Annotated in this window: 24 protein-coding genes; 16 read left to right on the forward strand and 8 right to left on the reverse strand. The window is 45.8% G+C overall.

Annotated elements, in window-relative coordinates:
* Positions 1 to 32: 32 nt before the first annotated feature.
* From pgi to RT064_RS04410, 11 genes are all read left to right on the forward strand, one after another.
* Positions 33 to 1679 carry a glucose-6-phosphate isomerase gene (pgi, locus tag RT064_RS04360; RefSeq protein ID WP_313061879.1) on the forward strand — a complete coding sequence of 549 codons (1647 nt, stop codon included), beginning with the start codon at positions 33 to 35 and terminating at the stop codon, positions 1677 to 1679.
* Between the two features lie 28 nt (positions 1680 to 1707).
* Entirely contained in the window at positions 1708 to 2970 is a 1263-nt protein-coding gene (locus RT064_RS04365; RefSeq protein ID WP_313061880.1) for a UDP-glucose 6-dehydrogenase, read from the forward strand.
* A gap of 8 nt (positions 2971 to 2978) precedes the next feature.
* Positions 2979 to 4013: a UDP-glucose 4-epimerase GalE gene (gene galE / locus RT064_RS04370; RefSeq protein ID WP_313061883.1), complete on the forward strand. Its 1035-nt coding sequence runs from the start codon at positions 2979 to 2981 to the stop codon at positions 4011 to 4013.
* 245 nt (positions 4014 to 4258) lie between these two features.
* A complete protein-coding gene (gene rsmH, locus RT064_RS04375) occupies positions 4259 to 5218 on the forward strand; it encodes a 16S rRNA (cytosine(1402)-N(4))-methyltransferase RsmH (protein ID WP_313061885.1) in 960 nt (319 codons plus the stop codon).
* A gap of 141 nt (positions 5219 to 5359) precedes the next feature.
* On the forward strand, positions 5360 to 5908 hold the full coding sequence (gene ftsL, locus RT064_RS04380; protein ID WP_313061888.1) for a cell division protein FtsL: 549 nt from the start codon (positions 5360 to 5362) through the stop codon (positions 5906 to 5908).
* Positions 5909 to 5920: 12 nt separating this feature from the next.
* Positions 5921 to 7990 (forward strand): peptidoglycan D,D-transpeptidase FtsI family protein, encoded by a 2070-nt coding sequence (locus RT064_RS04385; RefSeq protein ID WP_313061890.1) that lies wholly within the window; start codon positions 5921 to 5923, stop codon positions 7988 to 7990.
* 19 nt (positions 7991 to 8009) lie between these two features.
* The gene (locus RT064_RS04390) at positions 8010 to 9572 is read left to right on the forward strand and encodes a UDP-N-acetylmuramoyl-L-alanyl-D-glutamate--2,6-diaminopimelate ligase (RefSeq protein WP_313061892.1); all 1563 of its coding nucleotides are present in this window, start codon (positions 8010 to 8012) and stop codon (positions 9570 to 9572) included.
* A 14-nt stretch (positions 9573 to 9586) separates the two neighbouring features.
* The gene (locus RT064_RS04395; RefSeq protein WP_313061894.1) at positions 9587 to 10231 is read left to right on the forward strand and encodes a histidine phosphatase family protein; all 645 of its coding nucleotides are present in this window, start codon (positions 9587 to 9589) and stop codon (positions 10229 to 10231) included.
* A 51-nt stretch (positions 10232 to 10282) separates the two neighbouring features.
* Positions 10283 to 11764 carry a UDP-N-acetylmuramoyl-tripeptide--D-alanyl-D-alanine ligase gene (locus tag RT064_RS04400; RefSeq protein ID WP_313061896.1) on the forward strand — a complete coding sequence of 494 codons (1482 nt, stop codon included), beginning with the start codon at positions 10283 to 10285 and terminating at the stop codon, positions 11762 to 11764.
* A 221-nt stretch (positions 11765 to 11985) separates the two neighbouring features.
* Positions 11986 to 13104: a phospho-N-acetylmuramoyl-pentapeptide-transferase gene (gene mraY, locus RT064_RS04405; RefSeq protein WP_313061898.1), complete on the forward strand. Its 1119-nt coding sequence runs from the start codon at positions 11986 to 11988 to the stop codon at positions 13102 to 13104.
* A gap of 322 nt (positions 13105 to 13426) precedes the next feature.
* Entirely contained in the window at positions 13427 to 14323 is an 897-nt protein-coding gene (locus RT064_RS04410; RefSeq protein WP_313061901.1) for a putative RNA methyltransferase, read from the forward strand.
* 10 nt (positions 14324 to 14333) lie between these two features.
* Here RT064_RS04410 and xerD read toward each other — a convergent pair whose 3' ends face one another.
* The 6 genes from xerD to recN all read right to left on the reverse strand — a co-directional run bounded on the left by xerD (position 14334) and on the right by recN (position 18884).
* The gene (xerD, locus tag RT064_RS04415) at positions 14334 to 15278 is read right to left on the reverse strand and encodes a site-specific tyrosine recombinase XerD (RefSeq protein ID WP_313061903.1); all 945 of its coding nucleotides are present in this window, start codon (positions 15276 to 15278) and stop codon (positions 14334 to 14336) included.
* Between the two features lie 36 nt (positions 15279 to 15314).
* Positions 15315 to 15587 (reverse strand): sulfurtransferase TusA, encoded by a 273-nt coding sequence (tusA, locus tag RT064_RS04420; protein ID WP_050324895.1) that lies wholly within the window; start codon positions 15585 to 15587, stop codon positions 15315 to 15317.
* A complete protein-coding gene (locus RT064_RS04425) occupies positions 15580 to 16032 on the reverse strand; it encodes a hypothetical protein (RefSeq protein WP_313061908.1) in 453 nt (150 codons plus the stop codon). Before RT064_RS04425 ends, tusA begins: the two co-directional genes overlap by 8 nt.
* Entirely contained in the window at positions 16029 to 16514 is a 486-nt protein-coding gene (gene ruvX, locus RT064_RS04430) for a Holliday junction resolvase RuvX (protein ID WP_313061911.1), read from the reverse strand. Before ruvX ends, RT064_RS04425 begins: the two co-directional genes overlap by 4 nt.
* Entirely contained in the window at positions 16507 to 17073 is a 567-nt protein-coding gene (locus tag RT064_RS04435; RefSeq protein WP_313061914.1) for a YqgE/AlgH family protein, read from the reverse strand. The genes ruvX and RT064_RS04435 overlap by 8 nt, the downstream gene beginning before the upstream one ends.
* Positions 17074 to 17177: 104 nt before the next feature.
* Positions 17178 to 18884, reverse strand: coding sequence for a DNA repair protein RecN (gene recN, locus RT064_RS04440; RefSeq protein ID WP_313061921.1), 1707 nt, complete (start codon positions 18882 to 18884; stop codon positions 17178 to 17180).
* A 587-nt stretch (positions 18885 to 19471) separates the two neighbouring features.
* On the opposite strand from recN, the gene ppnP reads away from it, so the two are divergent.
* The 5 genes from ppnP to RT064_RS04465 all read left to right on the forward strand — a co-directional run bounded on the left by ppnP (position 19472) and on the right by RT064_RS04465 (position 23736).
* Positions 19472 to 19810 (forward strand): pyrimidine/purine nucleoside phosphorylase, encoded by a 339-nt coding sequence (ppnP, locus tag RT064_RS04445; protein ID WP_313061927.1) that lies wholly within the window; start codon positions 19472 to 19474, stop codon positions 19808 to 19810.
* 41 nt (positions 19811 to 19851) lie between these two features.
* Entirely contained in the window at positions 19852 to 20628 is a 777-nt protein-coding gene (gene rlmB / locus RT064_RS04450) for a 23S rRNA (guanosine(2251)-2'-O)-methyltransferase RlmB (protein ID WP_313061931.1), read from the forward strand.
* Between the two features lie 75 nt (positions 20629 to 20703).
* Positions 20704 to 21363 carry a potassium channel family protein gene (locus tag RT064_RS04455; RefSeq protein WP_313061933.1) on the forward strand — a complete coding sequence of 220 codons (660 nt, stop codon included), beginning with the start codon at positions 20704 to 20706 and terminating at the stop codon, positions 21361 to 21363.
* A 33-nt stretch (positions 21364 to 21396) separates the two neighbouring features.
* Entirely contained in the window at positions 21397 to 22794 is a 1398-nt protein-coding gene (locus tag RT064_RS04460) for a TrkH family potassium uptake protein (protein WP_313061935.1), read from the forward strand.
* A gap of 231 nt (positions 22795 to 23025) precedes the next feature.
* A complete protein-coding gene (locus RT064_RS04465; protein ID WP_313061937.1) occupies positions 23026 to 23736 on the forward strand; it encodes an exonuclease domain-containing protein in 711 nt (236 codons plus the stop codon).
* A 44-nt stretch (positions 23737 to 23780) separates the two neighbouring features.
* Here RT064_RS04465 and hemJ read toward each other — a convergent pair whose 3' ends face one another.
* Complete coding sequence (hemJ, locus tag RT064_RS04470; protein ID WP_007115035.1) at positions 23781 to 24224, reverse strand: protoporphyrinogen oxidase HemJ; 444 nt, start codon at positions 24222 to 24224, stop codon at positions 23781 to 23783.
* 120 nt (positions 24225 to 24344) lie between these two features.
* Positions 24345 to 25496, reverse strand: a complete 1152-nt coding sequence (locus RT064_RS04475) for an aminotransferase class I/II-fold pyridoxal phosphate-dependent enzyme (RefSeq protein ID WP_313061941.1) — start codon at positions 25494 to 25496, stop codon at positions 24345 to 24347.
* Positions 25497 to 25509: the final 13 nt, after the last annotated feature.

Consider the following 25509-nt stretch of genomic DNA (forward strand, 5'->3'; position numbering starts at 1 on the left):
CATACAGCAAATTAATATAGGGTCATAGGCGAATGTCAACCGATACAAGTGCGAATCGTACATGGCAAACACTGTCTGCTCAAGCAGATAGTATGCCCACGCTTAATCAACTGTTTAGCCAACAATCCAATCGCGGCTTACAGTACCGCGTTGCCGCGTGCGACATGATCATGGATTTTAGTAAACAAAAAATTGATGAAGCGGTGCTCAGCAATTTAATTAAACTGGCAAATGAGCGTGAGTTAGCGCAAGAAATCCGTCGCCTGATGACAGGCGAAATCGTGAATGATACTGAGCATCGTCCTGCACTGCATACCGCACTAAGACAGCCGCAAGGCGAGCAAGTTTGGGTCGAAGGTATCAATGTCATTGAGCAGGTGCATACCAGCTTACAAAAAGCGGAAAAGTTGGTGGAGCGGATTCGTAATGGGGTCTGGCGTGGTTATTCTGGTCAGGCAATCACCGATGTCGTGAATATCGGCGTCGGCGGATCAGATCTAGGGCCAGTGATGGCAACAACGGCACTAAAAGAATGGACAGATACCCCTATCAGTGTGCATTTTGTCTCCAATATGGATGGCACCCAGCTCGATAGTTTGCTTAAGGTATTAAATCCGCAAACCACGCTGTTTATTATCTCGTCGAAATCATTTTCCACCATTGATACGCTGTCCAATGCCAAGACGGCGATGTCGTGGTTGTTAGCCAGTCATGATAACAAAGCCACTATTTTGCGTCGTCATTTTATTGGGATTTCTACCAAAGCGGATAAGATGTCAGAATGGGGTATCCATGTCGATAACCAACTAATGCTCTGGGATTGGGTTGGGGGTCGATTCTCCATGTGGTCGGTGATTGGACTGGCGATTGCCATAAAAATTGGCATGCATAATTTCTATGAGCTGCTAGCAGGTGCTTATGATATGGATCGGCATTTTGCCACCGCCGATTTTGCTCAAAACATGCCTGTGTTGTTAGGGCTACTCGGTGTTTGGAATAGTACGTTTTTACACATTAACGCCCATACGGTGTTACCTTATGATGGTCGGTTATCTTTTTTTCCCAACTACTTAACCCAACTTGAGATGGAGAGTAACGGTAAATCTGTTAATCGCCAAGGTGAGGCAGTGACTTACAGTACTTGTCCGATTTTGTGGGGTGATATTGGCTCCAATGCGCAGCATGCGTTTTATCAGTTGCTGCATCAGGGCACACAGGCAGTCAGTTGTGATTTTATTGCGCCCATCAAACGCTACGCAGATGCCCAAACAATCAATAAAAACTTGCTTGAGCAGCACGGACTTTCGCTTGCCAACTGCCTAGCGCAAAGCCAAGTGCTCGCGTTTGGTAATGCCGCCATCAAAGACAGCAATAATGGTATGGATAAATTCAAACATTATCGTGGCAATCAGCCGTCAACCACCATCCTACTCAAACAGCTGACCCCAAAAACGTTAGGGTCACTCATAGCACTGTATGAGCACAAAGTATTTGTTATGTCAGTCATTTGGCAGATTAACCCATTTGACCAGTGGGGGGTTGAAGTGGGTAAAGTGATGGCTAATGCCGTGTTTGATGCCTTAGTATCAACGCAAGAATTATCGCCGCAACAAGCACAGCCATTTGACAGCTCAACCAATCAGTTACTAAATACCATTAAAACAACCTTTGCAAGCTGATGATAGATAGGGATAAAAGAAGAAAATAATGACAAAAACTGTATATATAATTGGCAGTACCAATGAATCCATCAATGCCTGTATTTTGCTTGCCACCCTTGAATATCAAGTCAGGCTATTGACCGATGAAGATAGCCTTCAGCAGGTCATGAATGATTACCAGTTTGATCGGCAGATGGTGCTGCTGTGGCAGTTGTACCAATCTCAAGGCAACATCATTACCCAGCCTTTGCCAACCCATGATTTTTCAGCCTATGTCAGCGCAGATGATATTTGGTTGTTTGTCGATGGTGTATCAGCGCAGGCGCTTGAGCAATTTGGCTCATTTCATTTTAACCCAACGACCCAGATTATCATCAGCGGTGTCAAAGCCATGGGTGAGATTGAACAATTCGCGCGCAAATTGACGACTACTTGGGTGTATTATCTTCCGTTTATTTTTATGAAAGACGGGGCGAATTTTAGTTCTTTTTTCCAAGCCGATTTGGCACTGATTGGTGAAAAAACGCAAGGCAGTAGCGCGCACAACAACATTTTGCTGTTCTTTATTGAAAAAAGTGACAAGCACTTTATTACGGATATCAAAACGGCAGAATTTGCGCGCAGTAGTATCATGGGAATGCTAGCAACACGCTTGTCTTTCATGAACGAAATGGCGCGTCTCGCCGCCAGTGAACAGGTCAATATCAAACAAGTTGAGCAAATCCTTGGGCTTGATAAACGCATTGGTAAAGATTATCTCAAAGCGGGTTGGGGCTTTGGTGGCAAGTCATTGCCGCTGGAATTGGATTTTTTGATTGATGGTTTTAAGCACAATCAAGTAGAGACATCGCTGCTCGAGGCGGTAAAATCCATTAATGAAGACCAAAAAGAACTGATTTTCCGTGAATTTTGGCAATATTTTGATGGCTTTATCGAAAACAAAACGGTGATGATTTGGGGTTCAGGCTATCGTAATGGTACAGGACGCACCACCCATTCAGCGTTTCACCCACTCATTAAATTGTTATGGTCATACAATATCAAGACGATTGTGTATGCCAACAATACCAAAGAAGAATTGTTAGAGTTATACGGTAATCATCCGCTGTTTTCCTTGACCGACGATGCCTATGCGCCGCTTACACAAGTGCAAGCGTTGTTTATTGTCAATTGGTCGCTACCGATCAAGCCGGATATCAATCGTTTAAATAACATTGCATTACCCATTTTTGATGCAAAAAATACGTTAACCGAACCACAAATTCAGCAGCTCGTTGGTTTTTATACGGGTATAGGCTGTAAAAAATAGGCAAAACAATGACCAATCAAAGCAAAAAAATCTTAGTCACGGGCGGGGCAGGTTATATTGGCTCGCATACATTAATTGAGCTAATTGCCGCAGGATTCACCCCTGTAGTGTATGATAATTTATCCAATAGTAGCCAAAATTCGTTGGCGCGTGTCCAGCAAATTGTAGGGCAGTCCATTGAGTTTATCGAAGGCGATATTTTGGACACACAGCTGCTTGCCAAAACCTTTGCCGCGCATGACTTCACTGCGGTAATTCATTTTGCAGGGCTAAAGGCGGTCGGTGAATCGGTTGCCAAGCCACTGTGGTATTATCAAAACAATGTCGCAGGCACGCTCAATCTACTCGATGCGATGAAAAACTCCCAAGTAAAAAACTTGATTTTCTCGTCATCAGCAACCGTGTATGGTGACCCAGAAGCCTTACCGATTGTCGAATCCTCACCGCGTTCTGCGACCAATCCGTATGGGCAAAGCAAGCTGATGATTGAACATATGCTCGAAGACTTGGCAAAATCAGATAACCATTGGCAATTAATTTCACTGCGCTATTTTAATCCCATTGGTGCCTACCATACCGGAACCATAGGTGAAAATCCAAATGGCATTCCAAACAATTTGATGCCGTATGTCAGCCAAGTGGCAGTGGGTAAGCTGCCGCAGTTAAGCGTGTTTGGCAATGATTATGATACCGTGGATGGGACAGGCGTGCGAGATTACATCCATGTGGTTGATTTGGCAAAAGGGCATGTCGCCGCTTTACAGTATTTGGAACACCAAACCCAGCTCGGATTTGAGCCGATTAACTTGGGTACAGGTAAAGGAACATCTGTATTAGAATTGGTCAATGCCTTTATCAAAACCACTGGTCAACCCGTGCCTTATAGCGTAGCACCAAGACGACCTGGCGACATTGCCAGTTGTTATGCCAGTAGTGATAAAGCCAAGCATCTGTTGGGCTGGCAAGCTGAGTTTGATATCGAGCGTATGTGTACCGACACCTGGCGTTGGCAAAGCCAAAACCCTAATGGCTATGACGATTAAGCACCCCTTTAATATTATTGAACATTAACGAATATTAACGACGGTTTTATGACCGTCTTTTTTATCGGTAGGTTTTATCAAAGATGAGCATTTTTATCATAAAACTTAGCCAAGGTTATGATTTTACTTGACCCTAGGCCCGCTTCAGCGATAATAGGGGATTAGATAAATTATGATTTTTATTTGTTTTACCCTAGCGATTGTTTAGCGAATTTCTTTTTTCTTATTGTCCCATTGAGCCTGTTATGACCATTAGCGCACCTGAATTTATCCATGAAACTGTTTTGCTAAAAGAAACGGTGGCAAGTGTGCTCAATGTAACTGTAGCGCAGTTAGCAGCAGAAACCGTCAAAAAAACGGGCACCTTTGTCGATGCGACATTTGGGCGCGGTGGGCACAGCCGATTGCTGTTAACTTATTTGAATAAAGACAGTCGTCTGCTTGTTTTTGATAAAGACCCCCAAGCCATACAAACGGCGCAAGCATTGGCAGCCAGTGATGCGCGCGTGATAGTGATTCATGATAGTTTTGCCAAGCTGCAAGAAAATCTACAGCGATTAGGGATTGAACAGGTCGATGGGATTATGGCAGATTTGGGCGTGTCCTCGCCGCAGCTTGATGACGGTAGCCGCGGCTTTAGCTTTATGCGCGATGGGGCAGTGGATATGCGCATGGATACCACCCGCGGCGAATCGGTCGCCCAATGGTTAAAACGCGTGGATGAAACCGTGCTTGCCGATGTGCTGTATAACTATGGCGAAGAACGACACAGTCGCCGTATTGCAAGGGCAATCAAACAAATGGAACACTACGATTCTACCCTGGCGCTGGCAGAAACCATCAAACAGGCGCATCCCAATTGGCAAAAAGGCAAGCACCCTGCCACCCAAAGTTTTCAAGCCATGCGTATTTTTATCAATAATGAACTCGGTGATATTGACAGCTTTTTGGATCAATCGATCATGGCGCTTAAGATAGGAGGACGCTTGGCGGTGATTAGTTTTCATTCGCTAGAAGACCGTATCATCAAGCAGTTTTTGCAAAAACACAGTAAAGGTCAATATCCTGAAGATGCCAATTTGCCGATGCCACCCAAACGCCCCAAGCTCTTATCTAAACCTGAGCGTGTCGCTCCGTTGGATACGGAAATAAAAACCAACCCGCGCGCCAGAAGTGCTTGGCTTCGTTCCGCCACCCGACTGTAAAAGTCGCCGTTTTTGTAACATGATATTTATAACAAACAATAAAAAACGATTGCATTAACCAAACTTAGATGGGTTGCGTTATAATGACTTGTTTTATTTTGATACCCTGCTCTTTGATATAAAAAGCTCTTTGATATAAAAATGCCAAAATCTCAGCCCCTGCCTCCCATGACGAGTAATCCCATGCCGAATGGCCGCGATAACCAAAATTCGCCGAAAAAAACGCGTCTTTTCTCCGCCAAAAATAACCACGCAACGGTAAAGAATAACACGACGATAAAAAAAAGCAGTGAAGGCTTGGGTGCCAGTATTAGCGAGATGCTCGATACTGAGTATCGCGGCGTTAGTCTATATACGGTTGCGATGATGCTATTAGTGATTGCGATTTTGTGGACAGGGGTGAGCGTCGTCGAGCAAATCCAAACTTATCATCAACAATATGGCGAGCTGCAAAAACTCAAAAAACAATTTCGCCAGCTGCAAATGGAACACCAACGCATGCTGATTGAGCAGCAAACCTTTAGCGCTACCCCGCAAGTGACCAACCGCGCGGTGACTGAACTCAATATGTTTTACCCTAACTTGTCCGATCGTATGATTATTCACGACAATAAAGTCACGGTATTTACTAGTGACGCCAGCAGCAACGAGTCAAACACTCCAGCTATCAATCCAGAAACGCAGCATTGATGAGGCAACCGCGTGAATACTCGCAATAAAAAATCGATAACCACCAAAGTTGCCAATGCCATGTCAGGGCGACCCACCAAAGTGCCTGTGCTCAAAGTCACTGCCCCTAAAATCAATGCGTCAAAGCGTCGTAGTGGTGCCTCACGCCAAGGCAGTATTGAAGAAGATGCTATTCGCTTTAAGTCCATTTGGATAGCGATGGGGCTGGTGTTTGTGGCGATTTTTGGACGATTGGCATACATCCAAGTCATTAATAAATCTTACTATCAAGGTAAAGGTAATTCGCTCATTACCACCGTCAAAAAAGAGCCGTCTTACCGGGGCATGATTACCGACCGCAATAACATGCCGCTTGCGATTTCAGCCCCGTTAACCTCGGCGTACTTTAGTCCGCATGAATATGCGGTTGAATACTATGAGCTCAAAGCGCGCCAACAAGACCTGCAAAAGTCTAAACCGAGTAAATCGGTCAATCGTGAGCTTGAGCGCGTTGCAAAACGCTTGCAGAACATGGATTTAGCCAAACTTTCGGCATTGACAGGCATTAGCGTCAGCGAATTTAAAAATGCGGTGCGTATCAATGACAACATCAATCTTGCCGATAAAGAGGCAATCAAAGCTGTATTGCCCACGGGCGCAGGGTCGCATTATTTTCCATTAATGAAAAATGTGCAACCTGAAGCAGCACAGCCGCTTATCGATGCCAATTTTGCTGGGGTCAGTACCGACACGTTTTATCAGCGCTACTATCCACAGCCACAGCCGAATGCCCAATTATTGGGCTTTATGGCGCGTACCAACATGACAGATGGCACGCATTATCAAGGGCAAGCAGGGGTAGAGCGCGTATTTAATGACATGCTATCAGGCAAAGATGGCGAAGTCATGGTCATGCGTGATGCCAAAAACAACAGCATTAAAGAAATCGAACAAGTCAAACCTGAAGTCGCTGGCAAGGATTTACAATTAACCGTTGATTCACGGCTACAATATATCTTGTACCAAGAACTTGAAAAAGTTGGACGTGTGCAGCAAGCGCGCTGGGCAGCGGGCATGATTGTCGATGTCAACTCCGGTGAAGTGATGGCGATGTCCAACTGGCCGTCGTTTAACGCCAATGACTTAAATAGCTTATCCAATGAAAACCAGCGTAACCATGCCTTGATGGATGTATTTGAACCAGGTTCGGTGATGAAACCCATCACCGTTGCTACGGGCTTAAAGTCAGGACAATACAATGCCAATTCGATGATTAATACCAGTCCAGGTAGCATGGTGGTGCAAGGGCATACTATTCGCGACCATGGCAATTTAGGTACCATTAGTTTGCGTACCCTACTGCAAAAATCGAGTAATATCGGCTCAGCAAAAATTGCCCTTTCTTTGCCTGCCACCGCGATGAGTGATACACAAAAAGCCTTTGGGTTTGGCGCAAAAACCAACCTAAAATTACCCGGTGAATCTGCAGGTCTAGTGCCAACGCCTGAGCAAAATGAAATCGCACGCCGCGCAACTGTGTCATACGGTTATGGTCTACAAGTCACGCTAGCGCAGCTTGCGCAAGCTTACAGTGTGCTAGGTGCAGGGGGCGTGATGCATCCGTTGACGCTCCTTAAAAGTACCCGTGATAACGCACTCAATAGCAGTAGTACCAATAATGTCTCCGTCCCTTTTGCCAAACCTGCCGCCAAGCAAGTCATCAAAAACAGCGATGCACTTACCATTGTCGATATGATGACGTCAGTCACTGAGCCTGGTGGTACGGCAACCTTAGCCGCTATCGATGGCTATCGTGTGGCGGGTAAAACCGGTACGGCAAGACGTACCAATCCCAAAGGCGGCTACTATGATGACCAATACCGCACCGCGTTTGTCGGTATTGCCCCTGCTTCTAACCCACGTTTTGTGGTGGCTATCATGGTTGAAGACCCGCGTGTTAACAAATTTGGTGGTTTGGTGGCAGCGCCCGTGTTCCGCAGTGTGATGAAAGAAGCCTTGCGTTTGTACAATGTGCCGTTTGACAAGCCGCTGTCAGGTAAAGAAACCACTGCCACCAGCATCGAAAGTGTCAATGACTTATAACAACCCTATGGAAAAAGCTATGATTACGTTGCAAGCGATGATGTCTGCGCTATCGCTACCAGAAAGCGTGCGACAACTGTTAAACCCTGTCATGAATCAACCATTTGGGCAGTTTGTGGTCGATAGCCGTCAAGTGGGTCAGGGCGATGTATTTGTATTGCTAAAGAGTCAAAACGCGACCGACAGCCTCGATTTGGAAAAAGTTGCAGGTTATCTTGCCCAAGTCACAGACAAAGCGGTGTTTGTGTTGTCAGAAATTGATGTATCCGCGATCCAGTCGCAGTTTATGTTGCCGATTATTTATTTGCCCACCATTCGTGATTTTTTAGGTTCTTTGATTCAAACCAGTTTGCAACAGCAACATCCCACCAAGTTACCGGCGGTCATCGCGGTGACAGGCACCAATGGCAAGACCACGGTAAGCCAACTGGTCGCCCAACTCATCAGTCAATCGGGCATCAAAACTGCGGTCATGGGCACGGCAGGCAATGGGGTTTTGCCAAATTTGACCCCAAGTACCCACACCACCCTAGAAGTCTTTAATCTGCAACATGCGATTGATGATTTTGCCAAGCAAGGCGTACAAGCCTTAGCCATTGAAGCCAGCTCTCACGGGTTACATCAACAGCGGCTGCAAGGGGTACCCATCAATGTGGCGATTTTTACCAATTTAAGTCGTGATCATCTCGACTATCATACTGACATGGACGATTATGCGCAGGCGAAAGCGCGACTGTTTGATAAAGCACATTTTCCCACCCTCACTCACGCGATTATTAATTTAGATGATGAATTTAGTGCGTTGATGATTGAGGCAGCCAACGCATCCCATTTAACCGTGTGGACGTATAGCTTGACCAATGAGCAAGCCGATTTTTTTGCCAAAACTATCCTGCCTAGCTTGCAAGGGGGTGATTTGACCATTGCTCTTTCAAAAGCTGTCACGCCACAAGGTGAATTAACGGTGAATAGTCCACTGTTAGGGCGATTTAATGTGGCCAATTTGCTGGCGAGTATCGCAGGCGCCTTAGCGTTATCGCAAAGTGCCGCGATGGGATTGGGTGTGGCGCAAATCCAAGCGGCAGTGCCAACGCTTCGCGGCGCCACAGGTCGTATGGATCGGGTGCCATCGACCGGCAGCTGTTTTATCGTGGATTATGCGCATACGCCAGATGCGCTAGAGCAGGTGTTGACCAGTTTAAAATCGCACTGTACAGGTGAGCTGTGGGCAGTATTTGGCTGTGGTGGCGACCGTGATAAGGGTAAACGTCCACTGATGGCGCAAGCAGGACTGCGCCTAGCTGACAAAGTGATTTTGACTGCCGATAACCCACGCAGTGAAGACCCCAATGCGATTTTGAACGATATGCAAGCGGGCATGACTTGTGAGCAGCACTATCAAGCCATTATCGAGCCAGACCGTCAAAAGGCGATTGAATATGCGGTGCAACATGCCAAGCCTAACGATATCGTGGTGATTGCAGGCAAAGGGCATGAAACCTATCAAGAAATCAAAGGGGTACGCCACGACTTTGATGATAAAGTGGTGGTAAAAAATGCCATTGACAAATTTGGCAAATAACTTAGCCTAGCATCATGAAAAAAATCTACCTAATCCGTCATGCCCAAAGCGAGTCCAATGCAGGGCAAGCGGTGCGCCCCAATCATGCCATCAATCTTACTGACGTTGGCAAGACGCAAGCACAAGCATTGGCGGATTGGCTCACTGACCATATCAGCGAGTCAGTCACCGAGATTTTTGTCTCTCAGTATCTTCGCACCCAGCAAACGGCTCAGCCTTATCTACAAATTACTAAGCGCACAGCCACTGTCATCGACGAATTGCACGAATTTAACTTTTTGGATTTTGACACCATCAAGGATTTGTCATTTGATGACATCCGTGTGATTGCCGATGATTTTTGGCAACAGCATTCTGCGCACCGAGCCAGTGAGCTGACGGACAGTTTTGAGCAGTTTGTTGAGCGAGTAAAAAAGGTGCGCGCGTATTTTGACGCCTTGCCCGATGGCACCTATCTAGTATTTACCCACGGCATGTGGATTGGCATGCTTATCTGGCAACTGCTACTTGGCGATAGCCCGCGTCTATATAATATGAAAAAATTCCGTGAGTTTGAACTGGCAACGCGCCCCAAAAATTGCGAAGTGTTGTTGCTCGCTCCTGTAGGAATCAAGAAATTATGGGTGCGTAATGATGGGCAAGATGACGAGATTCGCTAGTAATAAACTATAAAGAGACCCCAATAAAGAGACCCGAATAAAGAGACGACAATGACTGCATATATTTGGCAATCTGCCAACCTAACCGAAGCGCTAAAAGATCTAAACCCAACCTTTCACAGTGATTTTACCCAGACATCCACAAGAATTATCACCGATACCCGCAAAATCGAACAAGGCGATATCTTTTTAGCCATCCAAGGCGATAACTTTGACGGACATGATTATGTAAAAACTGCCAAAGATAAAGGCGCGGTCTTAGCGATTGTCAGTCGTGCAGTCGAAAGTGACTTGCCGCAACTCGTAGTGACTGACACCAAACTGGCACTCGGCAAATTAGGTGCTTACCGACGTGACCAACATCCCAATCTAAAAGTCGTCGCGATTACAGGCTCTAGTGGTAAAACCACCGCCAAAGAAATGCTTGGCAGTATTTTAAACCGTATTGCGCCGACACTTATCACTCGCGGTAATCTCAACAATGATTTGGGCGTGCCGATGATGCTACTAGAGCTGACCGACGACCATCGTTACGCCGTGATGGAGCTTGGCGCCAATCATGTCGGAGAGATCGCTTATACCACCCAGCTTGTCAAACCCGATGTCGCTTGTGTGCTCAATATCGGCACGGCACATTTGGGGGAATTTGGTGGGCGTGATAATATCGCTAAGACCAAATCTGAGATTTATCAAGGATTAAGTGACACAGGTACAGCGATTGTGCCATTTGGTGATGATTATTTTGATACGCTACTCAACAATGCGCAACAATTTACCCAAAATATTCTCACCTTTGGCGAGCGTGACGTGTCCTTGGCGGATGCTGACGTGGATATGCAACAAGCCAAAGAAATTGGCTTAACAGATGAAGATACGGTGCTACTGATGGGCGATGTGTTTGCCGATGATGTGGAAGTCGGTAATACTAGCACCTTTAGCCTAAATTTCAATTTTGAAATTGATGAAATCGAAAGCCAAAACGTCACTTTAAACTTTGCAGGTGAACACAACATCAGCAATGCCTTAGCCGCCGCGGCCTGTGCGCAAGCCTTGGGGCTGTCGATTGATGATATCGCCAAAGGACTCGATGCCGCCAAGCCTGCCAAAGGTCGACTCAATTTTATTGAGTTTGGTAAACATACTTTAATTGATGACACTTATAATGCCAATCCCAGTGCCGTCGTTGCTGCCACGCAAGTGTTGGTGAGTCAAGGTACGCCAACCCTGTTGGTGTTGGGCGATATTGGTGAGTTGGGTGACGCTGCCCAAGAGGAGCATCGCAAGCTAGGTGAGGCTATTGCCGCCTCGGGCGTGACTGTGCTGTATACGGTGGGGGAGTTAACGCCTGTTACCGTCGCGCAAGCGCAAGCATCCGGCATGCAAGCACAGGCATACCCAGATAAAGCATCCCTACTTGCGGCGATCAAAGATACCTTAGCGAGTAGTGATGACGCCTGGCATATCTTGTTTAAAGGCTCGCGCTATATGAGAATGGAGCAAATAATTGACGAGTTAACCCGTCAGCCATCCTAGCTAAAAACAGCGCTTTCATCAGCCATTCGATAAAAATTGGCTGATTTTTTGTGAATTTTTACTTAAAATAGTCAACTTTTCATGATGGGTTTTTGATTATGAGAGCAAGTGATACGGTTTTCATAGTGAGTTTTCATAGCGAGTTTTCATTTATTTCATCATGATAATGACAGGGACCTTAAGCCCCTGTTTTTACCCAGAACCCTCTAAGGAGTCCACTCGTGCTATTGTGGTTATTTGAATGGCTAAGCCAATTTTATTCCCCATTTTCGGCTGTGTCATCGCTGACCTTACGTGTTTTATTAGCGGTGCTGACTGCGTTGGGTATCAGTATGGTGTTTGGTGGTCGTGTCATTGAACGGTTGCGGGCGCTCAAATATGGACAAGCCATTCGTAACGACGGTCCACAAAGTCACCTTGCCAAAACAGGCACACCCACCATGGGCGGAATTTTGATTTTGGGCAGTATTTTGGTAACCACGCTACTGTGGGCGAATCTAGCCAACCCCTACGTATGGATTTTGATGGTGGTGTTGGTGATTTTTGGCGCGGTGGGCTGGGCAGATGACTGGCTAAAAATCAAATATAAAGACCCAAAAGGCTTGATTGCACGCAAAAAATATTTTTGGTTGTCAGTTGGCGCTTTATTTGTGGGTGTGTCCTTGTACTGGATTGCCAGTCAGCAGCCGCATGTGGCGACAGCTCATGCCATGCAAGATTTATTGATTCCGTTATTTAAAAACGTGTCGATTCCTTTCTCCGCTGTACCATTGGGTTTGGCGTTTATTATCTTTACCTATTTTGTGATTAATGGCACCTCAAATGCGGTCAACTTAACCGATGGTTTGGATGGTCTTGCCATTTTTCCTGTGGTGTTGGTCGCCGCAGGTTTAGGGGTGTTTGCTTATGTGTCAGGGGATTTTCGCTTTGCTGAATATCTCCACGTGCCCTATATTGCTTATAATAGCGATGTGACAGTGGTGTGTGGTGCCATGGTTGGCGCAGGACTTGGGTTTTTATGGTTTAACGCGCATCCCGCCCAAGTGTTTATGGGTGATGTTGGTGCATTAGCCTTAGGCGCGATGCTTGGCACCATTGCCGTGATGACGCGCCAAGAGATTGTGCTGTTCATCATGGGTGGTTTATTTGTGGCAGAAGCGGTATCGGTCATGCTACAAGTAGGCTCTTACAAACTTCGTAAAAAACGCATCTTTCGCATGGCGCCGCTGCATCACCATTTTGAAGAAGGCGGCTGGAAAGAAACCCAAGTGGTTACCCGTTTTTGGATTATTACCATTGTCTTGGTGATCTTAGGGCTGATGACGTTGAAACTTCGCTAACTTTGCTACGTCCGAACGGCGCTTTGCATCAAATGGCATCTTCGGATGTCATTTTTTTTGTCTGTATTTATTTGCCCATGTGCAAAAAATTAAATATGCTATAATTTTTATATTTGCCATCCCTGCATCAACCTGCACATCACAGCAGCATCCGATGGCAGATTCAGCACTGGCATTAAAAATACCTGAGGCACTGCAACCAAAAATGGGGCAAGTGCATGAAGATATTATGATTTTGCAAAGTCTGATAGACGACTGATGTTGCGCAGTTACAGCGGGTTACACGCTTTGGGTTGTTAATAGTTGTTTTTGAGATATTTTTATGGTGGCACTCCCTTCGACATTTTCTGCAAATTTTCGCTGCCCGATTTGCCAAAGTCCGCTAAAGGTGGGTGAAAAAGTTTGGCAATGCACGGGTGAAAATCCGCAGCAGCGGCAACATGGCTTTGATGTTGCCAAACAAGGGTATGTAAATCTACTGCCGGTGCAAAATAAGCATAGCAAAAACCCTGGCGATAGTGATGAGTCGATTATGGCGCGGCGTCGTTTTTTGCAAGCGGGGTTTTATCAGTCGCTGCAAGATGGGCTGTATGACTTTTGCAAAGGGCTATTATCCTCCCAACCATCGGTAAATTGGCTAGACATTGGTTGTGGCGAAGGCTATTACACTGAGCGATTTTTACAGCTTAACCCAAGTAAGTTAGTCGCGCTTGATATCAGCAAACCTGCCGTACTTGCTACTGCCAAACGACTTAAACCAATTAGCACGACCACGCAAAAATATTGTTTAGTGGCATCTGCTTCGCAAGTACCATTGGCCAATCAGGCGGTGAGTATGTTGACCAGTATTTTTAGCCCGATTTTGGCGGATGAATTTCATCGGTTGGTCAGCGACCAAGGCTTTGTAGTGATTGCCAAGCCCGCCGTCAATCACTTGATTGAGATGCGTGATGGGCTATTTGAACAAATCGTGGCGCACGACTCAGACAAATTTATCGATGAATTAGCACCGTATTTTGAGTTGGTTAAGCAAACGCGGGTGGAAACCACCATTTCGCTTACCGCTACGCAGTTACAAGATTTATTGACGATGACGCCCTATGCTTTTCGGGCGCAGCCAGCCAGACGTGAGGCATTAATCGACCGCTGCGAGCAGGCAGGGTCAATGCGCTTTACGACCGATTTTATGATTTATGGGTTTCAAAAAATTTGTCTATAAACAAACAGCCCTAAGCGCGCGGATGATGCAGCTGATGCAGCTGTTGCAGTCTTGCCGTAGCCACATGGGTATAGATCTGGGTGGTTGATAAATCGCTGTGACCCAATAACATCTGTACACTGCGCAAGTCAGCGCCGTGATTGAGCAAATGGGTGGCAAAGGCATGACGTAAGGTATGTGGAGAAATTTCGCTTTCGATGCCGGCTTGCTTGGCGTAGCGTTTAATGACATACCAAAAGTTTTGGCGGGTCATGTAGCCGCCTTGTTGGGTCAAAAATACCGCTTGGCAGCGACTTTCTCGCCCATTTTTCATGATACATAATTGCGGTCGCGCCAGGGTCAAATAATCGGTCAATACATCAATCGCCACTTCGCCAAGGGGTACCAACCGAGTCTTATCGCCTTTACCGGTAACCTGTAACCAGCCAGCATTGAGATTGACTTCACTTAACGATAAATGAATAAGCTCAGAGACACGTAGCCCACAGGCATACAGCACTTCAAACATGGCTTGGTCACGCATGCCCAATGGGGTCGATGTGTCTGGGCTGGCGAGTAGGGCGTCGACATCACTTTCGGATAAATCTTTGGGCAGCGCACGTCCAAGTTTTGGGGTTTTGATATGCTCACACGGGTTGTCATCACGCTGATTGGCGTTGATTTGCCATAAAAAAAACTGTTTAAGCGATGATAAGGCACGCGCTTGGCTGCGCGCTGTTTTGCCTTGTTTATAGAGCGCCGCTAGGCAAGCTAACACGTCACTGGCATCCCAACGGGTGATAGCTTTGCTACAGGTGGTTTCGCACAGCATCAAGTCACGAATATAAGCATTGCGCGTATTGGTGGCAAGTCCCCGGGTTAGCAATTCTTGGCGAAACTGCTGAATATAACTGGGCTCATCATCAAGGTGTAAGGCTTTGACTTGGCGGGGTTGGCGCGCGGCGACTTGGGACATAAATGACTTGAAATCTCGGGATAAGGGGTCGTTTTTTTAACCAGCTTTTTTCTTAATCCAGTAATGATACACATTGGCATACGGATCGGGGTTTTGGTGTTGTTGGGGGTTGATGATGTCTTGCTGCTCAATAAGTTCATGCCCCAGATGGCGACAAAAATTGGGGATATCGCGCGTGGTCGCAGGGTCAGTGGCGATGACGTGAATCACCTCTCCCGACTGCGCTTTACGAACGGTTTTATGCAGCAGCATAATAGGCTCTGGGCAAATCAGCCCTTGGGTATCGAGTTGGTAATTGGCATCAGGCATGTTGAGTCTCTGTTTTTCGACTTTCTTGGATAAAATTAAAAAAACGGGTTAAATTGGCTTTAAACATAAACGCCACCCCAATCCAGGCGGCTAGGGCAACATAGCTACTGATAACAAACAAGCCAAATCCCATACCGATACACAGCGCAAGCATGCTTGGCTGGCTTAAACGGTAACGGTATAAAATAAACGCCACATAGCAGGATAGCGGTATGGTGAGTCCAACGAGTCCATAAGGCACCCAATGAAACAAAGTATAAATTGTTTGACTGTGCTTAAACTGTGACAAGCTCTTTAGGGTACCAAATAATAAAAATAGCGCAATTGCCAAATAAACCAGATAAATTGACCATTTGTTGAGTCGCTGTGCGTGCTCAATCAAACCAAGAACAGGGGCAGAAAAGCCTTTGGTCATTGGCGTAGCAGGCGCGTTTAATTGAGTCATGATAACAGCGCTCCTTCGCCACTTCTAAGCCAACTGCCAAGCATAATCGCTGAGGCGATACTATCAATCGGCTCTTTGTCACTTTTGATTAACCCATATTCCCAAGCCAAACTTTTGGCTTCACGGCTAGTTAAGCGCTCATCCGCCAAAATAATCGGGCGTGGTCGATGCGCTTCCTCGAGCTGGTGCTTGAGCCTACGAGCAAATTTTTTGGCACGATTGCCAAGCTCAGATGCAGTGCCATCCATATTCAGTGGCAAACCGATGATAATGGTACTTACTTGCCATGACTCGATAATTTTTAGCAATTCATCCCAATTGGGTTTGCCATTATCCATTTTAAACTGCATCAACGGGCTTGCGGTTTGGGTTAAGGTATTGCCCAAAGCGATACCCATTTTTGCGATGCCAAAATCAAGCCCCATCACCGTTTCGATAGTTTGGGTGTGATGGGTATATTGCGGCTTATTTAGGTTAAGCATGCCCGATATCCGTACTTAGTTTGTTAAAATCAACGCCCAACTGCTGAGCGGCGACTTGCCAGCGAGTCTGATGTTCGATATCAAACAATAGCCCCATTGATGCCGGCAAAACAAACCAATCGCCTTGGTTAATTTCTTCTTCTAGCTGCCCTTTTCCCCAGCTAGCATGACCCAGACAAAGCTCAAAATGCTCAACGCCTTGACCATTGGCGATACTTTGTAAAATATCCTTGCTAGTGGTGATACAGACGTTTTCGGTGATGGCAAACGAAGATACCCAATCGGGCTGTCCCGTATGCAGCACAAACCCAACTTCCGGGTTCATAGGGCCTCCATCTAAGGGTAATTTTCGGTGCAGGTCGCTGATGGTCACATCAATATTTAATTCTTCAAACAATTTGGCGACGTTGCTAGTTTCGATAGGTTTGTTAATTACCAGCCCTAACGTGCCTTGTTGGTCTTGACGGCAAATATAGACCAAGGATTGATAGAAAATCCCGCCGTCAATATTGGGCGACGCTATCAAAAAATGGTTGGTAAGATTTTGGTTTTTTGACATTCAGTGGCATACCTAATTAAAAGCGACATACATTAAAAACGATAAGTATTAAAAACGATAAGTATTAAAAACGATAAACATTAAAATCGACAGGCGATATTAAATTAACTGACACGGCGACTTGCTAGCAAACTGCGCGCGTGTTTGAGCGTGTCTTTGGTGATATTGACCCCGCCCGACATGCGCGCTAATTCCTGCACTTGGTCATCGCCCGACAGGATTTTTAAGTGAGACTGCGCTTTCTCTTGCTGGGTTTTGTACACCAAAATATGCTGATGGGCTTGTGCCGCGACTTGCGATTGGTGAGTGATCGCAATGATTTGTTGTTCTGCACCCAGTTCACGCAGTAACTCGCCCACCACTTGCGCCGTGCCACCACTGATACCCACATCCACTTCATCAAATACCAATAGCTGACGGGTGGTGGTTGCCATATCGGTCGTCGTATTACGGCAAAGACCTTGCGCATCAATGACTTGCATGATAAGGGCTAGCCGTGATAATTCACCGCCTGAGGCAATTTTGTGAATCGGTTGCATCGGCATACCGACATTGGCACTAAATAGCAGTTCAATTTGCGATAACCCGATACTTTGCGGTTTATCAAGTGGGGTAAATTCAAATGCCGCTTGCACATTGGGCAATGCCAATGCTTTTAACCGTGCGACTAGGGCTTCAGCTAACGTCGTGGCATTGGCTTGGCGACTGTCATCCAACGCTTGGGCTTTTTGCAAGTAGGCTTGATAAGCTTCTTCAATTTGCTCTGCCATCGCTTCAGGCGACATCACCGATTGCAAATCATCTAATTGCTGTTGCCATGCTTGGCTGTCTTCAACAAGGCTTTCCGGCGTGGTGTGATATTTACGCGCCAATCGGTGGAACGTCGATAACTGCTCATCAAGTAGTGCTAACCGCTTGGGGTCAAGGCTTTGCCCCTCAGCATAATTGCTCAGGGTGCTAGCGACTTCAGCGATTTGGGTATGTGCTGAGTACAACTGTTCAACACAATCAGCATAGGTTTGGCTAAGCTCGGTCTGCGCTTCACACAGTTTAATCGCCCGATTAAGCAGGCTTACCACATCGGGCTCATCGCTGTCATTATCGAGTAATTGCACCGACAAAGCGGCTTGCTGCATGAGGTTTTCAAGGTTAGATAATTCATCGTATTCAGCTTCAAGTTCACTGTATAAGACAGTGGCAATTGGCTCAATATCGGCTAATTGATTGCTCAATAGCTGAATTTGCTGCTGGCGCAATTGCTCATCTTTGGCGTGCTGCGCGGCTTGTGATTTAAGCCGTTCGTACTGCAAAAACGCTTGTTTAACGTCGCTTGCTTGGCTATTTAATCCCGTGGCGCTATCAAGCCATTCCATCACAAATTGCGGACGAAGCAAACTTTGCTGGGCATGTTGGCTGTGAATATTGACCAGTAGCCCACCCAAAATTTTAAGCTCATTCATACTAATGGGCATGCCATTGAGCCAAGCTTTACTACGAAGCGTACCGTTTTGGTTGGCAAGTTGCCGGCGAATCAGCAGCGTATCGTCTTCAAATGGGTAATTTTGCTCACCCAGCCATGCCATGACTTCGGGTAATTGACCGATATTAAATTCTGCAAAAGCGTCTGCCGTGGTCTGTCCATGCCGAATCAAACCTGCGTCACTACGACCACCCACGCACAAGGTTAAGGCGTCAAGCAATAGTGATTTACCAGCACCTGTCTCGCCAGTGATAATGTTAAATCCAGCATTCATCTCAACCTCAGCATTAGTGACGAGTGCTAAATTTTGTAAGGTTAACTGTGTCAGCATATCAATCCTATCATTGATGTTAAGAGTGGCACATTGGCGGTCGAATTTGCAAAAACTTTATTGTAACCTTGTCATGAAAAGCTCACAATAATCCTAGACAAGTCTTCAAAAATCAGTAAAAATTCCATCTAGCTGTTTCACACTAAACAATAGCATAATTGGGACAATTACAAAATAAGCAACGCAAAAATCCAAATTTCCGTCAGCTGGCTATCTTTGATGGGTATCTGTGTCTAGCAATCTTCGCCCAGTGAAGTTGAGGGCGGTTTCATCGATTGTCATAAAACATAGGTTGTTATAATAGATTGTCATAAAAGTTGACTAAATTTGATGATATCCTATTGGTCTAAACAACGTCTGCATAAGGATAACGGAACATAATTTTTTATCAACCGTTAACAATATATTAGCAATACCATTGGCTGATTGCGACAAGTCACGGACTGCGTTTGATTATAAAACCCATTTGTCGACTAAAAAAAGCGGGTTGCCGCAAAACGACCTGCCCATCTTTATAATTCTTTATAATTTTTTATAACAAGGCAGCGTTATCAAGTCAACTGACTGTGTATTTTAAGGAGAATCTCATGACGTCACCTAATCGTTTCGACCATGTATCGGTAGAAAAAATAGCGAATGTTTACTATGAAGGTCGTACTTTTAGTCGGACCGTTTGGTTTGAAGATGGACGCAAAAAAATGCTAGGAATCGTGCTACCTTGTGATGCCAATGTGCCCGCCTATGAATTTAAAACCGACTCATCTGAACGTATCGAAATCTTGGCAGGCGAGTGTGAAGTCAAACTGGCAGGCGAGGAAGAATTTACCTATTACCGTGCCGGTCAAGCATTCTTGGTCGAAGGGCATAGCAGTTATGAGCTACGTAATGAAGCAGTCGTGCAGTACATTTGCCACCTAGAAGGCTAGCGGCAAGGCAAATATAAAATCGAAAAAAAGGGTCATCAATCATGGCAAAACCGAGTTATTTTTATGGCATTCATGCCGTGCAATCCATCTTGCAACACCGCGGTATCGATGGGTTGACACTCTTTATTCAAGGCGGTAAAAAACAAGATGATGCCACGGTAGCCAACATCACCGAGCTTGCCCAAACTTATGGGATTGCGATACAAATCAGCGCCAAAGACAAACTCACCAAACTTGCAGAAAGTCCGCAGCATCAAGGCGTGGTATTGCAAGCCCGCCCTGCTGAACTCCAAGATGAGGCAGATCTCAAATACCTCGTCGACAAACACCAAACCGAGCGAAAACCGCTATTACTACTGGTGCTTGATCAAATCACTGACCCGAACAACCTTGGCGCGTGTTTGCGTACCGCCGTGGCAATGGGCGTCTCAGCCGTCATTATTCCCAAAAATCATAGCTCAAGCATTACCCCAGCCGTGGCAAAAGTCGCCGTCGGTGCGGTGGAATTAATGCCTTTTATCCAAGTCACTAATCTTGCGCGTACCCTCACTGACATCAAAAAACAAGGGGTGTTTGTGTTTGGTACGGCACTTGATGACACGGCAAAGCCCGTGCAAGACTGTGATTTGACAGGTGATGTGGCGATTGTGATGGGTTCAGAAGGTGACGGTATTCGCCGTTTGACCGCAGATACCTGCGACCAGCTGGTTTATATCCCGATGCCCGGCAATGAACATGGACAAATCCAAAGCTTAAATGTCAGTGTCGCCACTGGCATGGTGCTGTATGAAGCCAGTCGTCAGCGTGCTAAAAAATAATAAGAAAATATGTTATCTGTATTGATGATTTAAAAAAAATTGCTCAAGAAATGGGCTAAGAAAGGAAAAATCAAAATGCAATTTGCCATTATTGGACTGGGTGTTTTTGGTATTACCTGCGCTAAAGAGCTTGAAAAATTGGGCAACCAAGTCCTAGCGATTGATATTGATGAAAAACTGGTCGATGACATCAGTGAACATGTCACCCGTGCCGTGATTGCTGATGCCACCGACAAAGACACCATAGAAGAGCTTGACCTTGCAAGTTTCGACGGCGTGCTCGTCAGCATTGGTGATAACCTTGAAGCCAGCTTGCTATGTACACTCAACCTACTAAGCCTGAACGTACAAAACCTATGGGTGAAAGCCAAAACCGACTCCCATCACCAAATCCTACAAAGCTTAGGGGTGAATAATATCATTCACCCCGAACAAGACATGGGGATTCGTATTGCCCAAAAGATGAACTATCCGATGGTCAAACAATACATGGCATTGGGTGACGAGCAGTTTTTGGTTCGCCTAGACCCACCTGAGCAGTGGCGAGGGCATCCGTGGTCGGATGTACAGCACAGCCATCCTGATATTACCTTTATCATGCTAAAACGCAACCAGCAAATCTTTAACCAATTACCCGATGGCTTTTTCTTTCAAGGTGGGGATAAATTGGTGGTGGGTGGTGATACCCAGGCGCTGCGTCGCCTTGCCAAAGCCATTCGGCAAACGGCTATTTAGCCCGCTATTCACGCAAAAAAGGTAATTGTAGATATGCCGTTTCGTGAAGTCAAAAAAGGCGACAAACCAAAGATTGTTGATAAATCAAAACCCAGTGCTCACGACCTAGAGCCACCTACCAAACAGGGACTGCAGTTGTCTTCGCCTGCGATTTTGTCCTTGGGGTTTTTAGCGTTAATCGTGATGGGGACGGTTTTACTGTCATTGCCAATCGCAACAATTCAACCGATTAGTATCCTAGCGGCAGCCTTTACTGCGACGTCTGCGGTGACTGTCACAGGGCTAAATGTCGTAGATACCGCTAACTATACCACGTTTGGACAACTGGTGATTGCCGCGCTGATTCAATTTGGTGGTCTAGGCTTTATGACCTTTGCAATTTTGGTATTGACCAGTTTGCAAGGTAAAATGGGGTTATCAGGCTCAATCACGGCGCAAGAAGCGTTGGGTACTCATAGCAACCAAATTGGCAGTACAGCCAAAGCGGTAATCAAAATTGCCTTTATCACCGAGAGCTTGGGTTTTTTAGGGTTAACGCTATTTTTAGCACCGCTAAAAGGGCTAAAAGATGCGATGTATGAAGCGTTTTTTCTGTGTATTTCAGCGTTTAACAATGCAGGTTTTGCGCTAAATGGCAACAATATGACTGCCTATGTGCACCAGCCGATGATTAGTTTTATCATAAGCTTGCTTATTATCACGGGCGGTATCGGGTTTTTGGTGATTTTAGATATCATCAAACACAAGCGCTGGCAAAAATTTACCCTGCACACCAAAGTCATGGTTTTGGGCACGCTAGCGCTCAATGTCATCGGTTGTATGCTGTATTGGTTACTTGAGCGTCATAACGCCAAAACGATTGGCGGATTGAGCGAAGCTGGGCAGTGGTTTGCGTCTTGGTTTATGGCGGTGACGTCACGTACCGCAGGCTTTAATAATATTGATTATAGCCAAGTGACAGATGCCAGTACGTTATTGACTTTTATATTGATGTTTATTGGCGCAGGCTCAATGTCCACAGGTGGCGGTATTAAAATCGGTACCTTTGTGGTTATCCTAGCATCGACTAGGGCATATTTGCGTCAGCACCCGCAAGTGACGATTTTTCATCGTGCTATCTCTGATCATTTGGTAAAAAAATCGTTTGCGGTGATGAGCACCTCGATTTTGATGATTGCTTTAGCGGCGTTTATTTTAACCATATGTGAGCCAGAAGGGCATTTGGTTGATATCTTATTTGAAGTGATATCGGCATCGTCAACCGTCGGCTTATCGCGAAATTTTACCCCGATATTGAGTGAGCCTGGGCAATGTGTGATTATGTTTATGATGTATATGGGGCGTCTTGGACCGTTAACCTTGGCGTATTTTATCGCCACCCCTAAACCGACCCGGATTCGTTATCCTGAGACCCATACCCTTGTTGGTTGAGTTGGCGCCCTTATTGGCTAAGCTGGCTAATTTAACAGGGTTAGTGAAGCAAAAAATCCCAAGCAAAAATTTTACCCAGCGGTTGGTGCACCCAAGATACTGAAAATAAGATACTTAAAACCTAGGATAGCGAAAACTCAAGATACTGAAAACCTAAGGAAGCTATCGCCAAATCGTGTATGATGATTGTCTACAACTAATGAATTGAGCGATTTAGTAAGTTTTAAGGTTATGAGTAGTTATATTTTAGATACAGAAGCGCATGGATTGGTTGAGCCACATGCGACCGAAATCGCCTACATTGGCGTGGTGTTTAGTCCAGCAGGCGAGCTGATACTACAGACCCACAACGCCTTTGAGCAGCGCTTTAACCCACACAAAAAAATTACTTTGGGCAGCCAAGCCATCACAGGGATTTTTGACGACGATGTGGCAGACAAGCCGCCGCATACTGATTTTGAGTTACCAAAAGACTGCGAGTATCTGATTGGGCACAATATCGACTTTGATGCTGACGTGCTCACCAATGCCAACTGTGATTTATCAAACATCAAGCGTATTTGCACTTTGGCACTGGCACGGCATTTTTTCCCGCAGTTAGATAGTCATAGTTTGGGTGCGCTACTGTGTTTTTTTGAGCCGCAGGTTGCCAAAAAAAATATCAAATTCGCGCATGGTGCCAAATACGATATTTGGTTTACCTTTTTGGTATTAAAAGCTATCTGCTATCAGCATCGCATCACCGATATGGCTCAGCTGTATCAAGCCAGTGAACATGCCCGAAAACCCACGGTAATGCGCTTTGGCAAACATAAAGGGGTTGCCATTAAGGACTTGCCGGCTGATTATGTCGATTGGCTGCTCAAACAAGCTGACCTTGACCCGTATTTACACCTTGCGCTCACCGAACATAGCGCAGGCAATCATGGCAACCTTCTATGATTGAGCCCTTGCGCTGTGATTTAACCTATGAAGTGTCAAAATGATTACGCGCCAAATTGCGGTTTAACAATCACCAAAATCACCACGGCGACCAAAATAAACACAGGCACCTCATTAAACCACCGCCAAAAAACATGGGTTTTATAATTAGGGTTATCAATCAGTTTTAAGCGAAATCGACCGCAAGCCACATGATATACCGTCAACGCAATGACGCAGGCTAGCTTGATATGTAGCCAAACTTGGGTTTTATAACTGTCCCAATTGGGTAGTAGCATACACAAGCCAAAAATCCAAGTGGCAATCATCGCAGGTGTCATGATGCCGCGATACAGTTTACGCTCCATCAATGCAAATCGCTCTTGGCTGATTTTATCGGCACTCATTGCATGATAGACAAACAAGCGTGGTAGATAAAAAATCGCGGCAAACCAACACACCAATGAAATCACATGCCAGGCTTTAAACCATAAAAAATATTCTGTCATTGCTTACCCCGATGATGATGCAACTCAACAAGCTTACCCTAAATAAGTTAATCTAAACAACCTTGCCCTAAATCAGCTTACTCTAAATAAACTTGCCCTAAAAAAGTCTGCAAATAGCCGTTATTTTAAAGTCTGCATGACGGCAAGTAAATCCGAGATTTGTTGTTCGCTATGACGAGCACTCACGCAAAAGCGGAGCCGTGCTGTGCCTACAGGCACTGTAGGTGGGCGGATGGCTGAGACCCAAAAACCGCGAGATTTTAACGCGTTGGCAAGCTGCAGGGTTCTGTCATTATTGCCAATGACCACAGGAATAATGGCGGTGGTCGGTATTTGATTATCAATAGCTACTTGCCAATTTTGCTGCAATAGCCCTTGACTAAGCTGTTTGATGTTGGCAAGTAATTGGTCACTGCGCAAAGTATCGGTGTGCGACATGGCAATGCTAGTTTCAGTCACGCTGGCAAGCACAGGGGGCATTGCCGTGGTGTAAATAAATGAACGGGCAAAATTGGTCACATAGTCAATCAACTCACTCGAACCTGCGACAAATGCGCCACTGGTACCTATCGCTTTACCAAAGGTGCCGATATAGATATCCGCTTGCGGTTGGGCTTTTTTATAAGCCTGATAGGGCAAACCAAAACCGTGGGCATCATCTACCATCAAGGCGCATTCATAACGAGTAGCTAACGTATGCAGCGCATCCAAATCGGCAATGGTACCATCCATACTAAAAATATGATCGGTGACAATCAGTTTTTGCTTAGCGCTACTTTGCGAAAGTAGCTGTTCTAATTGGCTATAATTGCGATGCCCAAAACGCATGACTTTGGCACGGCTAAGGATTGCCCCATCGACAATGGAGGCATGATTGAGCTTATCGCTAAAAATCACGCTGTCTTTACCACACAACGCTTGAATCACACCGACATTTGCCATATACCCTGTGCTAAAAGTTAATGCCCGTTCATAGCCTGTCTCTTGGGCAAGGGTGGTATCCAACTGTTCATGCCAAAGCGTATGCCCCGTAATCAGGTGCGACGCGCCACTACCGACTTGCTGGATGGTTTTTGCAGCTTGGCTAAACGCTTGTATGAGTTGCGGGTCGGTGGCAAGTCCCAAATAATCGTTGCTGGCAAAGTTGACGTAGATTTTGCCATCTATGTCAATGGTGGGCGTCACCCCTTGACAAATGGGGGTCAGTTGACGATACAGGTCTTTTTGGCGCTGTGCATCAAGGGCTGATTGAAGGGCAAAATTGGCTAACATACTGTTGAACTCT

The sequence above is a fragment of the Moraxella sp. CTOTU49097 genome (assembly GCF_032064105.1).
Lineage (GTDB): Bacteria > Pseudomonadota > Gammaproteobacteria > Pseudomonadales > Moraxellaceae > Faucicola > Faucicola osloensis_B.

Coding starts and splice junctions, on each gene's coding strand:
- pgi (WP_313061879.1), top strand. CDS start 33: ATGTCAACCGATACAAGTGCGAATCGTACATGGCAAACACTGTCTGCT.
- RT064_RS04365 (WP_313061880.1), top strand. CDS start 1,708: ATGACAAAAACTGTATATATAATTGGCAGTACCAATGAATCCATCAAT.
- galE (WP_313061883.1), top strand. CDS start 2,979: ATGACCAATCAAAGCAAAAAAATCTTAGTCACGGGCGGGGCAGGTTAT.
- rsmH (WP_313061885.1), top strand. CDS start 4,259: ATGACCATTAGCGCACCTGAATTTATCCATGAAACTGTTTTGCTAAAA.
- ftsL (WP_313061888.1), top strand. CDS start 5,360: ATGCCAAAATCTCAGCCCCTGCCTCCCATGACGAGTAATCCCATGCCG.
- RT064_RS04390 (WP_313061892.1), top strand. CDS start 8,010: ATGATTACGTTGCAAGCGATGATGTCTGCGCTATCGCTACCAGAAAGC.
- RT064_RS04395 (WP_313061894.1), top strand. CDS start 9,587: ATGAAAAAAATCTACCTAATCCGTCATGCCCAAAGCGAGTCCAATGCA.
- RT064_RS04400 (WP_313061896.1), top strand. CDS start 10,283: ATGACTGCATATATTTGGCAATCTGCCAACCTAACCGAAGCGCTAAAA.
- RT064_RS04410 (WP_313061901.1), top strand. CDS start 13,427: ATGGTGGCACTCCCTTCGACATTTTCTGCAAATTTTCGCTGCCCGATT.
- xerD (WP_313061903.1), bottom strand. CDS start 15,278: ATGTCCCAAGTCGCCGCGCGCCAACCCCGCCAAGTCAAAGCCTTACAC.
- tusA (WP_050324895.1), bottom strand. CDS start 15,587: ATGCCTGATGCCAATTACCAACTCGATACCCAAGGGCTGATTTGCCCA.
- RT064_RS04425 (WP_313061908.1), bottom strand. CDS start 16,032: ATGACTCAATTAAACGCGCCTGCTACGCCAATGACCAAAGGCTTTTCT.
- ruvX (WP_313061911.1), bottom strand. CDS start 16,514: ATGCTTAACCTAAATAAGCCGCAATATACCCATCACACCCAAACTATC.
- RT064_RS04435 (WP_313061914.1), bottom strand. CDS start 17,073: ATGTCAAAAAACCAAAATCTTACCAACCATTTTTTGATAGCGTCGCCC.
- recN (WP_313061921.1), bottom strand. CDS start 18,884: ATGCTGACACAGTTAACCTTACAAAATTTAGCACTCGTCACTAATGCT.
- ppnP (WP_313061927.1), top strand. CDS start 19,472: ATGACGTCACCTAATCGTTTCGACCATGTATCGGTAGAAAAAATAGCG.
- rlmB (WP_313061931.1), top strand. CDS start 19,852: ATGGCAAAACCGAGTTATTTTTATGGCATTCATGCCGTGCAATCCATC.
- RT064_RS04455 (WP_313061933.1), top strand. CDS start 20,704: ATGCAATTTGCCATTATTGGACTGGGTGTTTTTGGTATTACCTGCGCT.
- RT064_RS04460 (WP_313061935.1), top strand. CDS start 21,397: ATGCCGTTTCGTGAAGTCAAAAAAGGCGACAAACCAAAGATTGTTGAT.
- RT064_RS04465 (WP_313061937.1), top strand. CDS start 23,026: ATGAGTAGTTATATTTTAGATACAGAAGCGCATGGATTGGTTGAGCCA.
- hemJ (WP_007115035.1), bottom strand. CDS start 24,224: ATGACAGAATATTTTTTATGGTTTAAAGCCTGGCATGTGATTTCATTG.
- RT064_RS04475 (WP_313061941.1), bottom strand. CDS start 25,496: ATGTTAGCCAATTTTGCCCTTCAATCAGCCCTTGATGCACAGCGCCAA.